We start from the raw sequence: 14,112 nt of genomic DNA on the forward strand, positions 1-14,112 counted from the left end.
CATAGAACTAAAAATTATTTTCCTTTATTCTTCTTTGATTGATTCATCAATTACCTTTATCTTCTGCAATACCAATTCCAGATCAGCTTTGAGCTTTTCTACCTTACGGTTAATTTCGGTCAAAAGGCTGTTTCCTTTTTTGGAAGAGGTAGTGAGGAAGCCCAAGTTGTTTTCATAGGTCTGGAGTTCGTTTTTCATGTTCTCGTACGTACGAACCAATTTTTCGCGTTCACGATAAATAGATTGCGAACCTCCACTTTGAATATTACCGATAGAAGATTTGAAATTACTCAGTTTCTTGTTCGATGCACTGATATTGAATCGGTCGAAAAGCTGGTCAATCAAACCGTGATATTGCTTATAAAGCTTATCTTTCTCTTTGAAAGGAACATGCCCGATATTATTCCATTCTTTCATCAATTCACGAACTTCTTTGCTTGCTTCATCAGCATCTGTTGTTTCGTCAATTGAGGTTAATTGGGCTATGATTGCTTTTTTCTTTTCCAGATTTTCTTGTTCTACAAAACGTTGGGAAGAAGTGGCTTTGCCCTTTTGTTCAAAGAAGTAATCACATGCAGTGATAAAACGTTTCCAAACTGCATCCGAATATTTTTTAGAAACAGGGCCGATTGTCTTCCATTCTTTTTGTAGTTTAGTCAAGACTTCGGCTGTTTCTTTCCAGTCGGTACTATCTTTCAGAGCTTCTGCCTTTTCACATAATGCTTTTTTCTTTTCCAGATTGGCATTCATACCCTCTTTCAGAGACTTGAAGAATTCTCCTTTTTTCTTGAAGAACTCGTCGCAAGCTTTACGGAAACGCTCAAAGATTTTCACGTTCATTTTCTGTGGAGCGAAACCGATTGTTTTCCATTTGTTTTGCAGGGCGATTACTTCTTGCGTCTTGGTTTCCCATGCAGCAAATGTTTTCAGTTGATCGAATTCGATTGCTTCTACTATTTCGCAAATAACTGTTTTCTGATCCAGATTATGCTGTTCGCTCTCTTTTAATGCTTCGAAATGTTGCTGATGACGACGATTGACAGCAGTAGAGGCAGCTTTGAAGCGGTTCCATATTTCGTCACGCAATTCTTTGGCAACCGGGCCGGTATCGCGGAACTCTTGATGTAGTTTCTGTAATTGATGGAAAGCGGAGACTACATCTTGTTCGTCGGCCAGTTTCTCTGCAGCTTCACAAAGGTGTGTCTTGATTTCCAGATTCTTCTTGAAATCATATTCCCTGAATTCATTATTCAGTTTTAGTATATCGTAGAACTTCTCAACATACAGTTGATAATTCTTCCACAACTCGTTTACTTTAGCCTGTGGTACCAGCTTTACTTCATTCCACTGTTGCTGTAGCTTTTTAAATTCATTGTAGGATTTATTGGCGTCATCGGGTGATTCCACCAGTTCTTTTAATTCTTCGATAATCGACAGCTTGACCTGAAGATTCTCTTCTTTCTGTTTTTCAATCTCAGCAGCCAAAGCACTTCTCTTCTCTTTGATGGCTGCCATTAAACTTTTGAATTCTTCTTCTACACCGTTAGGCTGTGCAATAAATTCATCTTCGGCACCACCATTTTCTACGAATAACTTTTTCGCAGCCTCGAGTTCGGCATTATGAATTTTATAGAAAGTCTGCTTTAAACCATCCAGCTCCTGTTTACTTGCATTTTCAGCATCTTGGGCAACTTCTTTTAATCGGGACAGCACTTCTTCTTTAGTGTTCAGTCTTGAACCTGATTCGGTTGATTTTTCAGCAATCGTTTCTTCAGCCGGAGTTTCTGTAATCTCTTCAGAAACCTCAACTGCTTTTTTTTCTTCTTCTAATTCCCCTTGTTTCAAAGGTTGGTTAGTGTCATGAGAGTCCATCATTGTATATTCGTTTTTAGGAAAACAGGATTTGTCCTTAAATCCATTAGGTCACAAATTAATGAAATAAAATGATTACTTCATACTATTTTCCTTTATTTTTTTTCATTATAGCTGTTTTTTACGATAATAACACCGTAATTCCCATGTACATCATCATGCCAATGATGTCATTTGTAATGGCAATAAACGGCCCTGTAGCTATAGCAGGATCTATTTTCATCTTTTCCAGTGTCATTGGAACCAGAGTACCGAAGATGGAGGCAAACATCACTACTGAAAACAGGCTGATGGATACCGAATAAGTAACAGTGGCCGTTGCACCGAAACGAATGAAATTATAGGTATATACCAGTAAAGAGATGATTGTGGCATTAATCAATGCAACTACAGCTTCTTTGCTGACTTGCTTGAACGTGTTTTTAGCATCGAGAGAACTGTTTGCCAAGCCTTGTACGACAAGTGCCGATGACTGGGTTCCCACATTTCCACCCGTACCGCCAATTAACGGTATGTAAAGAGCCATTTCGGGATGTGCGGCGAAAGTAGAATCAAAATTACCTAATATCATAGAGTTACCTATGCCGCCAATCATACCGATTAATAGCCAGGGCAAGCGGGCTGTAGTCTGACGAAGTACATTGTCGTCCGTTTCTACATCCTGCGAGAGACCGGATGCCAATTGGTAGTCGCGCTCCGATTGTTCACGAACCTCGTCCATGACGTCGTCGACGGTAATCTGTCCTACTAACCGGCCGATGCTGTCGAGAACCGGGATAGCAACCAAGTCATACTTTTCGATAATTTGTGCCACTTCATCGATAGGTGTGTCTACGTGTACGGAGATAGGGTCTTTCTGCATCACATGTTTTACTTTGGATACAGAGGGTGACGTAATCATCTTTTTCAGTGGAAATATTCCGCGGAGACGTTCGTCATCGTCTATCACGTATACATAATAGATGTCATCAAGTTCTTCTGCCTGTTGACGCATTTCTTTCAGGCATTCGGGCATACTCCAGTTTTCGTTGACGGTCACCATTTCCGTACCCATCAAACCACCGGCGGTATTTTCGTCATATTTCAGCAGGTCGACAATGTCTCCTGCCTGTTCGATGTCTTCAATGTGCGAAAGTACCTCTTCCTGCTTGTCTTCATCCAGTTCGCGCATCAAATCTACGGCATCGTCCGTATCCATATAGTCAACGAAACGTTTGGCAATGGTTTCTGATGGCAGGATGTCAAGAAACTCTTTACGAACATCCTCGTCCATTTCTACAAGTACGTCCGCGGCAGTTTCATTATCAAGTAATCGATAGACGAAGCGGGCTTCTTCCGGATTCAATTCGTTACACAACTCCGCTATATCAGCAGGGTGCAGATCGATAAGAAGCTCTTTTACTTTATCGGCATCTTTTTCTCCGATAAGCTCTTTTACGTTGTCAATGTATTCTTCGTTCATAATTACATCCTTACCTGCTTCCCGTAAATCGAGGAAGTCACGTTTAGTATACTACGTTTGTTCAGTCCGATAATCCGGCTTCCCCATTGGGAATTTCTTTTTGAGAAGTTGCTTCTATCGGGGATTTCAGCGCTTGCTCCACCCGGTTTGTCAGGTCTATAAACTCCTGTACCGAGAGTTGTTCAGGGCGTTTGTTGAATAGAGCGTCTTCTGTCAACGGGCAATCTTTACCCAAGATCGGTTTGATGGAGTTTCGTAATGTCTTTCGACGCTGGTTGAAAGTAGTTTTCACTACCTGTTTGAATAGCTTCGGATCACAACCAAGGTCTTGTATCTCGTTGCGTGTCATTCGTATGACTGCACTCTTCACTTTTGGAGGTGGGTTGAACACATGTTCGCTTACAGTGAAAAGATACTCTACCCGATACCAGGCTTGTATCAGAACGCTGAGAATGCCATATGTTTTACTGCCCGGCCCGGCCGCAATGCGTTCGGCTACTTCCTTTTGGATCATTCCTGTACAGCATGGAATCAGGTCTTTGTTATCCAACATTTTGAAAAATATCTGGCTGGATATATTATAAGGATAGTTTCCGGTTAATACGAACGGATGTCCGTCAAATAAACGTTGCAGGTTCATTTTCAGGAAGTCATCCTCGATGATGTTGTCTTCCAGTGACGGATAGGCTTCTCGCAGATAGGCTACTGATTCATAATCGACCTCCACCACTTTTACCAACCGTTCTTTTTTGACAAGGAACTGAGTGAGCACACCCATTCCCGGCCCAACTTCCAGAATCGGCAGTTCGGGGAATGTATCTACTGTATCGGCAATGTCCTGTGCCACTTTCAGGTCTTTCAGGAAGTGTTGCCCGAGAAACTTTTTAGGCTTTACTAATTTCATTTATCAACTAAATAACTACTTTTGCAGCAGACAAAGGTAATTCTTTTAAATGAAGAATAAAGAATTAGGGATGAAGAAACTAATAAAAAAGGCACTGAAACTTATCTTACCATTGGTTTTGGGAGGCTTTATCTTATATTGGGTCTATCGTGACTTCGATTTTGTAAAAGCCGCGGAGGTTTTGCAACACGGCACAAACTGGTGGTGGATGGCTTTTTCACTTCTTTTCGGCATATCGGCACAAGTGTTTCGTGGTTGGCGTTGGCGTCAGACGCTGGAACCTTTGGGAGCGTTTCCCCGAAGAAGTGATTGCGTCAATGCCATTTTCATTTCGTATGCAGCCAGTTTGGTGGTGCCGCGGGTAGGGGAAGTGAGCCGGTGTGGGATACTTGCAAAATACGATGATGTTTCCTTTGCTAAATCTTTAGGTACTGTGGTAACCGAACGTCTGGTAGATACACTGACTATTCTTTTGATTACCGGTGTCACGGTTTTGTTGCAAATGCCTGTATTTGTCACCTTTCTTGAACAAACCGGTACGAAGATTCCTTCATTGATGCATTTACTTACGTCTGTTTGGTTCTATATCATTCTGTTTTGTGGAATAGGAGTTGTTGTGCTATTTTATTATTTGATTCGTACCCTTTCTTTTTTCGAGAAAGTGAAAGGAGTTGTACTGAATGTTTGTGAAGGCATTATGTCACTGCGGAATGTGAAAAATCTTCCGCTTTTCCTGCTTTATAGCTTTTTGATTTGGCTCAGCTATTTTCTCCATTTTTATTTCACTTTCTATTGTTTTGCTTTTACGGCACATCTGGGACTTCTTGCTGCATTGGTCATGTTTGTCGGAGGAACATTTGCCGTAATTGTTCCTACTCCGAATGGGGCCGGTCCGTGGCATTTTGCAGTGATCACCATGATGATGCTTTATGGGGTAAATGCGACAGATGCCGGAATATTTGCATTGATCGTTCATGGCATTCAAACCTTATTGGTCGTTTTATTAGGCATTTACGGGTTGGCGGCTATTTCCTTTCTCCGACGAAAATAATATTTGCTGATAACAATTGTGTTTCAGGAAATGCGCTTTGCTGACTTAAAACAATATGTGTGTTATTTGCTATACATATTTAATCTGTAAATCCGGTTTTTGAACTTTTTTTATTTGAATTTCTTCCGGTAATTCTTTCTTTTCCATTCTTTTTAGTAGCTTTGACCTTTAGAAATTGATTTAAAACCTATAAATAATTCATTTATGAGCACAATTCTTGATTTAGCTCCACAAAATGTATGGAAGCATTTCTATTCTTTGACGCAGATTCCGCGTCCGTCGGGACATATGGAAAAAATTACCGGGTTTCTGGTAAATTTCGGTAAAGGTCTCGGCTTGGAAACCTTTGTAGATGAAGCCGGCAATGTGATTATCCGTAAACCTGCCACTCCGGGGATGGAAAATAGAAAAGGAGTAATCCTTCAGGCACATATGGATATGGTACCACAGAAAAACAATGATACTGTTCACGATTTTGAGAAAGATCCGATTGAAACTTATATAGATGGTGAATGGGTGAAAGCTAAAGGTACTACACTTGGAGCCGATAATGGTTTGGGAGTAGCTGCTATCATGGCTGTTCTTGAAGATCAGAATCTGAAACACGGACCGTTGGAAGCTTTGATTACAAAGGATGAAGAAACAGGTATGTTTGGTGCTTTTGGTCTGAAACCGGGTACTGTGAATGGAGAAATACTGCTTAATCTCGATTCTGAAGACGAAGGTGAACTTTATATCGGCTGTGCCGGTGGTATGGACGTTACCGCATCTCTTGAGTATAAGGAAGTGGCTCCGGAAGATGGTGATATTGCCATTAAGGTAAGTTTGAAAGGTCTTCGTGGCGGTCATTCCGGACTGGAAATCAATCAGGGACGTGCCAATGCCAACAAATTACTGGTACGTTTTGTGCGTGAAGCTGTAGCAAGTTATGAAGCTCGCCTGGCAACTTGGGAAGGTGGAAATATGCGGAATGCCATTCCTCGTGAAGCCCATGCAGTAGTAACTATCCCCGCTGAAAATGAAGAAGAACTATTGGGTTTAGTGAAGTATTGCGAAGATATTTTCAATGAAGAGTATAAAGCAATCGAAACTCCTATCAGCTTCACTGCCGAGCGGGTAGAACTGCCTGCAGGAGAAGTACCTGAAGAGATTCAGGATAATCTGATCGATGCTATTTTTGCTTGTCAGAATGGTGTGATGCGAATGATTCCTACAATTCCCGATACAGTAGAAACCTCTTCAAATCTGGCAATCATTAATATTGGTGGTGGAAAAGCTTCTTTCAAGATTCTGGCACGTAGTTCCAGCGACAGCATGAAAGAATGTCTGACTACCAGCCTTGAATGTTGCTTTTCTATGGCGGGTATGAAAGTGGAGATGACGGGAGGATATTCCGGATGGCAACCCGACATCGATTCTCCGATTCTGCATGCAATGAAAGAATCTTATAAAAAGCAGTTTGGTACAGAGCCGGAAGTGAAAGTTATTCATGCCGGGTTGGAATGCGGTATCATTGGGGCTATTATTCCTGGACTGGATATGATTTCATTTGGCCCTACACTGCGTTCACCGCACTCTCCTGATGAAAGAGCCTTGATTCCGACTGTGCAGAAATTCTATGATTTTCTGGTTGCTACGTTAGAACAGACACCGATTAAATAAAGGTTCATCAGCGAATATACGAATGAGGGGCAAGCGTTACAAGCGTTTGCCTCTCTTCTTTTTTAAGGATCTCTTTTTGTTTTCCTGTTTCATGACGACTTGTCATCCAAATGCAGAATTGTCAATGGCAACCTGCCTTTCTGACTTTATTTATGTCCGGTTTTGTCATATGATTGCCAATAGAAACCGATTTTCTTGATATATATCAAGAAATATGTTTTAAAACATATTTTTCTTCCCTTTTTGAGTACAACGTATCTATTTAGGCCTTATTTTTGTGCTGTAAAACATAAGAATTAGGATAACATAGTTTTTAGGTAACAGTTTTTTTAGGTAAAAAGATTATGAAGATTGTAAGAAGTTTATTAAAGAATTTGGCAAATGCCAATCCTAACATCTGGGGATATGTAACGCTTTAAGCGTTCTCTCCTTTAGGTTTTCGATGTGTGTTTATTAATTAAGGTAATTATTATTAGTATTTGAAGCAATGAAAAAAGTAGTAATGCATCTGCTGGAAAGATGTTTAAGAGAAGCCGGCAGAAATGAAATGATGAAGTGGGGATACACTAAATAAAAGTGTTCCCCACTTTTTTTATTGGGGAGTTACTTCACCCATTGGACTGCGAGGGTCATTCTCCTACACGAAAACTCGTTTCACCTCGGATTGCTTCTCCTTGGTGCGTAAAGCCTTCCACCACTACTTTAAATTCTCCTTCAAGGTCGGATGTGTAAAAAAGGAGTGTGGTAGCTTTTCCCTTTTCTGTTTTTACGGAGGGGTTCCAGTATAATGTATGCCGGAAATCCGGTTTGCGTGATTTTCTGTCAATTTCGTTTTTGTACTCGGGCATGCTGAATGCAACGGGCAATTGAGGACATTCATATACTGTCAGTTGCGAGTCGTCACTTAACTGTATGGAAGGCAGGTTTCCTTTTTGCGTGGTCAGGGAAATCATACATTCGAATGTTTCACCGCTAAAAGCATAGCGGCTGTTATAGATATCGATTTTTTTCACCAATTTGGGGTTATACTTCAGAATATCTTCGTGATCGTGAATAGGAACACCATCCAATAACACTAATGTATTTCCGACATTGAATCTTTTTTCTCCCTCTTTGAGTACTTTTAGCCTGCGTTTACCATTCACTTTGCGTATTATCACGCTACGTACAAATTCTACAAAGGTTTCTGTCATCGTGCTGAATCTTGTGTATTCATCCAGATTGTAGTTCAGATAAGGTTGGAGCCCGTAACAAGATTGCAGAGGGATACCATGGTCAAGAGAATCGAGCATGACAACTTGTTGTAGCTGTATGCCTATGCTTCTTTCCAATAATCGTTTTTTATTTCGATAGAGTTTAAGTTGGGGGAGATTTTTCGGCAGATTCTCACAGAAAGGCGATAAAATATTCATTTGGTAAGATTCTCCATTAGCTCCCCATGCGGCAGCCACTATGTCATTGATTCCAAATATATTGCTTGTGTAGAATCGTGCATTCCCTTCAACGTCTACTTGTCCTTGTACATACCGGATATCTTTACCTACAAAAGCGATGTCTGCTGATACATGTTTATTCTGTATCTGTTTCAGTGTTTCTCCTTCGGGAGTTTGTATTTGTCCGCGGATGATATGTCCTTCATATTCCGGTACCCATTGACCGGAGAATGTGCCGGGCGTACTGGTAACTTGCTGTCTCCAGACAGATTCTTCGTGATGTGGAAGTATGACCAGTGAATCATTACGGCTTACCGAAACGATAAGGTCGGATACTTCTTCGGGCAGGCCATTGATGGTCAATTCTACAGGTTGGCGTATACTATACGACGGCCGGGAAGTGTTTATACGAATGTTTCCGTTCATAGCCGGTACTTCTTTCGGGTATGTTTCCGTAGAATCGGCTAATGTTATCGGGTCAGATTCCGCAATCCGGAAAGTGTTGATTATGGCAATCTGCTTTCGAAAAAAGATTTTTTCCCCTTCATTTCTCATATATTGGGTATATCCGCTTAACTCGTAAATACCTGAGGGAGCATCAGCCGGAATCTTTATTTTTCCCGAACCACTGCCATTGTCAAGTGCTAATTTTAACTGGGCCTGCGGGCGTTCGGCATTTGATATTTCTACGTATCCCACTTTGCTGAAAAAAGATGGTTGGAAGTGGGTGTCAGTGGTATAAAACTTGATCCAAACTTCTTCGCCGGCCAGATAACACGTTTTGTCCGTATGTACATACACCCGTTCGTATAGTTCTTCCTGTGCCTGTGAAATCAGACAAAACAATGCAAAGAGATATAGTGTGAAGATTCGTTTCATGATTGTCTCCTTTCTTTTTAAGTTATTGGTGATCATTGGGCCAGAACGAAGGTTTGTTTTTGTTTCCTCCGTTATATTCACATTCTGTGCATCTTTGCAGCGTCCAGTTATCGATGTGTGTACCTGTTCCAACAGGACGATAGCCAGCCAGATATCTTGTCAGATAGGTGTTGTAGCCCATTTCGTTCAGATCATCGTCCGTCAGTTCCTCGCAATCTGTGTATCGGGGAGGACGTTCTATGTCATTGGGGCGAATATAGATTCTCTTTTCGACTATGTTTTTGTAAACCCCGACATAGCCGATGGCTCTTCGCTCAGGCTGAGTGGTACAACTGAGATTTCCCTGAACTTCGGAAGGTTGTGGAGTAAAGATTCCTCCCATGTCTTCATTTTGCTGTTGTACATTCAGATAATATTCATACCCTGCTTTACTCAGTGTCCGTTGTTGTACCAGTACACTGTATAACACTGTAAATCTATCTCCTTTTACCGGTGCTTCAAACAGCTTATTGTTTATGATCCGGTTCTCTTTTAGTGATTGGGTTGAACTGATCAATATATTTCTGGATAATTCTTTTTTCCAGCAATAGAAGGTAGGGTAACTGCTGTCCTCGTAAATGCGGTTTGTTTCCGGATCGAAGTAACAAGTTGTCATGTAATTAGCTCTAATCTCCCAGTCTTCTTTGTAATTCCACATGTAATATTGGGTTTTTCCGGGATCACCATGTGTAGATACCCGGATGGTCAGTGGCTGTTCTTTTACGGGCTGTATCCATGAAACACTGTCTATTTCAGGAGTTTCCATCGGTTCGGAGGGAGAAGAGATATAAATCTCTCCATTATATTCTATTTCTACTCCATAAGATACGTTGTTCTGTAATTCCCCGATGCTGATTTGATATTTGCCTTCTCCGATAGCCTTACCGGGATTACTCCGATAGCCGTCACTGCCGGTTACAATGATTTTGGCCTCAATGTCTCGATAGTTTTCCGGGGATTCTTCGGACAGTGGGACACTTTTACTTAATGAAAATACGACTTCCGTATTGGCAATGATGTCGCCGGTCACTACCAACAGTTCTTCGTCGGAAGTGGGAAGTTGTGCGTTAAATTCGGAGACACAACCTGTCAGGCAGAGTAGCAATAGATAGATAATATATTTTGATTTCAACATGGTGTTAGAATTTTATGTTATATGTAATGAAAGGAATCGGCACTCCGAAGATAGACATCTGGTACCCCTTTATCTGACCTTCTTCCGACACATAATAAATGGAATAAACATTTTTTCTTCCGGTGACGTTGTATATTCCGATAGAAATAGAACTATGCGTTAGTAGCGTCAGGTGATGGCTGGGCTCTATATTGAAAGAGATGTCTGTACGAAAGTAGTCCGGTATACGGTATGAGTTTCGTTCCGTGTAATAAGCCCGCATCGATTGTGTCGACTCATCATAATATTGTCCGGCAGGAATGGTTGTCGGACGTCCTGTGCTGTAGTCCACATTGATCGACATACTGTAGCGGTGCGTAAATTTATAGTTACCTACAAACTTGAAATCATGAGGCTTATCATATTCCGTTGGATACCAGTCACCGTTGTTTACAGGTTTTTCGATCCGTTTGTCATTCTGTCTCAAGAAAGTACGCGAATAGGTATAACTCATCCAACCGTTCAGTTTTCCAACCTGTTTTTTTACCTGCAGTTCCACACCGTAGGCGTGTCCTTGCGTGTTGATAACATCAGTTTCAATATGGTGGTTCATTAGCAGTTTGGCTCCTCCGCGATAGTCCAGATAATCGGACATCCGCTTATAATAACCTTCCACTGAGTATTCCCAGATACCGTTCGGAGAATTCAGGTAAAGTCCTGCCGCGGCTTGCCAACCTTTTTGGGGTTTAATGTTGACATCACTTAGTTTCCATGTGTCGGTTGGCGACATGATGACAGTATTCGACAGTTTATGTATATATTGCCGCATCGAATTAAATCCTGCTTTAATTGAAAAATCATCCGTGAAGGAGTATCGTGCGGATAGCCGGAATTCGGGTCCGTGATAGGTTTTCATCACTTTTCCTGCTCCGGCAGTGATAGTATCTGTTATAGTCGATTCGTGCGGGAGTGTACCCGGTTCATATTTATAATACGAACGTGGCCCTAACGCATTGAATAGCGAATAGCGGATTCCTGCGTTGACAGACAGTTTGGGAGTGATTTCCCATTCATCACCCAAATAGAACGCCGTTTCCAGGGCTTTATCTTTTTGCAAAGCATCCTTTTTCACCAGTGATTCACTTCCTTCAGGTTCGTAAGTTCCCGAATTGATATTGTACAGCATTGATTTAAAACCAAAGTTTAATGTATTATTGCCGGTCAGTTTGTTTGTAAAGTCTGCCTTAACGAAATATTGATTAATGTCAAACGATAGCTTATATGCGCTTGAGGCATTGACTGTTTCCCGGTTATTGTAGTCGTAGTGATCGTATCCGGCCGAGAAATATCCCACCAGTCTCTCATTAAATACAGCCCTCCATCGTGCTGAGGCATTAAGGTTGTTGTAACCGTATTTTTCGTTTGAGTTGAAAGCAAAGCGGTCATGGCTATAATATCCGTAAATATTAAGGCTGTGTTTATCGTTGAACTTATGTGCCACAATGGCGCCCAGGTCATAAAAACCGGCGGTGCCGTCTTTGTAACCGCTTTTTTCCGGAAGCTGTTTCATAATCCAGTCGGAATATGTAGTACGTCCGCTTAGTAAGACAGATGTCCTGTCTTTGATGACCGGAATCTCCAGATTCAGTTTGCTTGTCACCAGTCCGATACCCGCCGAACCTGTGAACTTTTCTTTATTGGCCTCTTTGCCGGTGATATCCAGAATAGACGAAATACGTCCGCCATATTGTGCGGGGATGCTGCTTTTATATATTTCGGCCTCTTTCACCATGTCCGAATTGAAAGCGGCGAAGAAGCCAAATAAGTGGTTGGGGTTATAAATGGTTCCGTCATTAAGTAAAATCAGGTTTTGGTCGGTAGCTCCGCCACGTACGTTGAATCCGCTTGAAGCTTCACCTACTGTTTTTACTCCCGGCAAGGCTTGTACCATCTTCAGAATGTCCACTTCCCCCAAAGCCATTGGGATATTTTTCAGCTGTGTAGGGCGCAAAGTCTCAGCTCCCAGCTGTGTGCTCTTTACATTCTGTATGCGTCCGGAAGTAATGGTTACTTCGTCCAGCATATGTGTACTCTCTTCCAGTTCTATATCGAGTGTTCCGTCACTGAAAAGCATGATTTGACGTCGCGTATCTTTTACATTCAGTCCTTTTATGTCCAATTGCTTATGTCCGGTAGGAAGCTCAAGGGTAAAGTTACCCTTTGCGTCTGTTGTTGTCGCTATCCATGGGTCCTTTAAAATCAGATTGATACCGATCATGGGCTCACCGGTTTTAAAGTTAGTCACTTGCCCTTTGAGTGTCGCTTTCCGGGGGCGTTGTTTGATCCGTACATCTCCTACATTATATACTTTGTTTTCTGAAGATGCTTTTTCCGGTTCGTCTCTCAGATAAGTATATACATCCCCATAGTAACCTTCATCTTTTTCCGGTTCGCCTGTCAGTGTGGGAGGCAATAGTGTGATAAGCTCCTGTTCTTTCAGCACGAATAAAATGTTCCCATATACCGATAGTTTATAGGGTGTCGGTGCCAGTGCTTCTTTCAACTGCTGTAAAGGCGTAGTCTTTCCTCTTACCAATACCTTGAAGGAGGTGTCAATGGTAGTATAAATTCTGTAGGATGTATTTTTCTCCATTGATTCCAGTAGGGTATCAATGGTTATACTGTCGGCAGGAAGTGAGAGCGGCTGTTGTGCCACTGCTTGTTGCGGCCACCAGAATAACAGGGGCAGCATCCATAGGTATATATTCTTTTTCATCGTGTCTGTTTGGGGGCTATCAATTCTTCACAATAGTTTGTAAGGGCTGTCAGTGAGGCGTCAGTATCATGACGGAAGTTTAGCTTCTGTTTTCGTACATAGCGGTTTATCAGTTTACGCTGTTCCGGAAAGATCCTGGCAAACGTCTTTTTGTTACTGACGGAATAATATACTCCGTTGTACTCCAGATAATATTTTGCTTTGTACGTGAAATATTCAGTCTGGTGTTTGCCGGTTTTTATTATTTTTTCCGCACTGATATGAGCAATATAATATTTTTTGCGTGCCAATAGTCTCAATTCTTTTCCATTGTGCAGTAATTCGTAAAATCCTTTGTCCAGATTTGTATTTGGCGTTGGACGGAAGTAGATGAATGTAGCATTGTGTAGTTTTACCTGTTCGATTCCTTCGTTATTAATAATAATGCTATGACGGCTACCGGGATTCAGAGCCGAAAGTTGGTCTTTGTATAAATCCAGGTGAAGGGCCAGACCCGGATACCGGTTACCTCTGAAGATGATCTCTCCGGAAGTAAATTCGTCACTTTGAAAATAAGGGAGATTTTCGTATTGAGCAAGACTGTACGTAAATTCTATTTCACCATTATAAATGGTTGCATGGTCTCCTGCCGCTTTCAGATAACTTTCTATCGGATGGGTTTGTGAGTAGATTGCTTCTCCATTGAATAATAATGCGGTAATCGCCAGCATATACTTCAAGTAATGTCTGTTTTTCATAAGATGTTGTGTGTTGGTTTGTGATTAGATTAATGGTTGCGATTACAAAGTTAACTGAAAAAGTCTTGTCGTTTTCAGTTTTGCGTTAAAAGACCTTAATTTTGCTCATGCTGGTTATGGAAATATGCCCGATCTGTTCTCTTTTTTTATAAGAAAAAGAACAAATCTTTAAACTTTATTTTG

Annotated in this window: 9 protein-coding genes; 2 read left to right on the forward strand and 7 right to left on the reverse strand. The window is 41.4% G+C overall.

Features of this window, described 5'->3' with window-relative positions:
• Window positions 1–24: 24 nt before the first annotated feature.
• The 3 genes from G7Y45_RS07030 to rsmA form a co-directional block, all read right to left on the reverse strand.
• Window positions 25–1,875 (reverse strand): DUF349 domain-containing protein, encoded by a 1,851-nt coding sequence (locus G7Y45_RS07030; RefSeq protein WP_165017935.1) that lies wholly within the window; start codon window positions 1,873–1,875, stop codon window positions 25–27.
• A gap of 118 nt (window positions 1,876–1,993) precedes the next feature.
• Window positions 1,994–3,334: a magnesium transporter gene (gene mgtE, locus G7Y45_RS07035; RefSeq protein WP_005775486.1), complete on the reverse strand. Its 1,341-nt coding sequence runs from the start codon at window positions 3,332–3,334 to the stop codon at window positions 1,994–1,996.
• 61 nt (window positions 3,335–3,395) lie between these two features.
• A complete protein-coding gene (gene rsmA, locus G7Y45_RS07040; RefSeq protein WP_005810421.1) occupies window positions 3,396–4,238 on the reverse strand; it encodes a 16S rRNA (adenine(1518)-N(6)/adenine(1519)-N(6))-dimethyltransferase RsmA in 843 nt (280 codons plus the stop codon).
• 49 nt (window positions 4,239–4,287) lie between these two features.
• Between rsmA and G7Y45_RS07045 the strand changes: the two genes are divergently transcribed.
• Window positions 4,288–5,289 (forward strand): lysylphosphatidylglycerol synthase transmembrane domain-containing protein, encoded by a 1,002-nt coding sequence (locus G7Y45_RS07045; RefSeq protein WP_005810420.1) that lies wholly within the window; start codon window positions 4,288–4,290, stop codon window positions 5,287–5,289.
• Window positions 5,290–5,493: 204 nt separating this feature from the next.
• The gene (locus G7Y45_RS07050) at window positions 5,494–6,951 is read left to right on the forward strand and encodes an aminoacyl-histidine dipeptidase (protein WP_005810418.1); all 1,458 of its coding nucleotides are present in this window, start codon (window positions 5,494–5,496) and stop codon (window positions 6,949–6,951) included.
• A gap of 629 nt (window positions 6,952–7,580) precedes the next feature.
• Here G7Y45_RS07050 and G7Y45_RS07055 read toward each other — a convergent pair.
• Genes G7Y45_RS07055 through G7Y45_RS07070 form a run of 4 tightly spaced genes read right to left on the reverse strand, consistent with a single transcriptional unit; the run spans window position 7,581 to window position 13,929 of the window.
• Window positions 7,581–9,263 (reverse strand): hypothetical protein, encoded by a 1,683-nt coding sequence (locus G7Y45_RS07055; protein WP_165017938.1) that lies wholly within the window; start codon window positions 9,261–9,263, stop codon window positions 7,581–7,583.
• 22 nt (window positions 9,264–9,285) lie between these two features.
• The gene (locus G7Y45_RS07060; protein ID WP_022012227.1) at window positions 9,286–10,437 is read right to left on the reverse strand and encodes a DUF4249 domain-containing protein; all 1,152 of its coding nucleotides are present in this window, start codon (window positions 10,435–10,437) and stop codon (window positions 9,286–9,288) included.
• A 4-nt stretch (window positions 10,438–10,441) separates the two neighbouring features.
• Entirely contained in the window at window positions 10,442–13,192 is a 2,751-nt protein-coding gene (locus G7Y45_RS07065) for a TonB-dependent receptor domain-containing protein (RefSeq protein ID WP_165017941.1), read from the reverse strand.
• Window positions 13,189–13,929 (reverse strand): hypothetical protein, encoded by a 741-nt coding sequence (locus tag G7Y45_RS07070; RefSeq protein ID WP_005818350.1) that lies wholly within the window; start codon window positions 13,927–13,929, stop codon window positions 13,189–13,191. Before G7Y45_RS07070 ends, G7Y45_RS07065 begins: the two co-directional genes overlap by 4 nt.
• Window positions 13,930–14,112 lie beyond the last annotated feature (183 nt).

Source organism: Bacteroides sp. ZJ-18, assembly GCF_011038705.2.
Taxonomy (GTDB): Bacteria; Bacteroidota; Bacteroidia; order Bacteroidales; family Bacteroidaceae; genus Bacteroides; species Bacteroides hominis.

What these genes read in the sequence shown, in the direction of transcription:
- rsmA (WP_005810421.1), bottom strand. Translation starts at nt 4,238, where the DNA reads ATGAAATTAGTAAAGCCTAAAAAGTTTCTCGGGCAACACTTCCTGAAA.
- G7Y45_RS07065 (WP_165017941.1), bottom strand. Translation starts at nt 13,192, where the DNA reads ATGAAAAAGAATATATACCTATGGATGCTGCCCCTGTTATTCTGGTGG.
- G7Y45_RS07050 (WP_005810418.1), top strand. Translation starts at nt 5,494, where the DNA reads ATGAGCACAATTCTTGATTTAGCTCCACAAAATGTATGGAAGCATTTC.
- G7Y45_RS07055 (WP_165017938.1), bottom strand. Translation starts at nt 9,263, where the DNA reads ATGAAACGAATCTTCACACTATATCTCTTTGCATTGTTTTGTCTGATT.
- G7Y45_RS07070 (WP_005818350.1), bottom strand. Translation starts at nt 13,929, where the DNA reads ATGAAAAACAGACATTACTTGAAGTATATGCTGGCGATTACCGCATTA.
- G7Y45_RS07045 (WP_005810420.1), top strand. Translation starts at nt 4,288, where the DNA reads ATGAAGAATAAAGAATTAGGGATGAAGAAACTAATAAAAAAGGCACTG.
- mgtE (WP_005775486.1), bottom strand. Translation starts at nt 3,334, where the DNA reads ATGAACGAAGAATACATTGACAACGTAAAAGAGCTTATCGGAGAAAAA.
- G7Y45_RS07060 (WP_022012227.1), bottom strand. Translation starts at nt 10,437, where the DNA reads ATGTTGAAATCAAAATATATTATCTATCTATTGCTACTCTGCCTGACA.
- G7Y45_RS07030 (WP_165017935.1), bottom strand. Translation starts at nt 1,875, where the DNA reads ATGATGGACTCTCATGACACTAACCAACCTTTGAAACAAGGGGAATTA.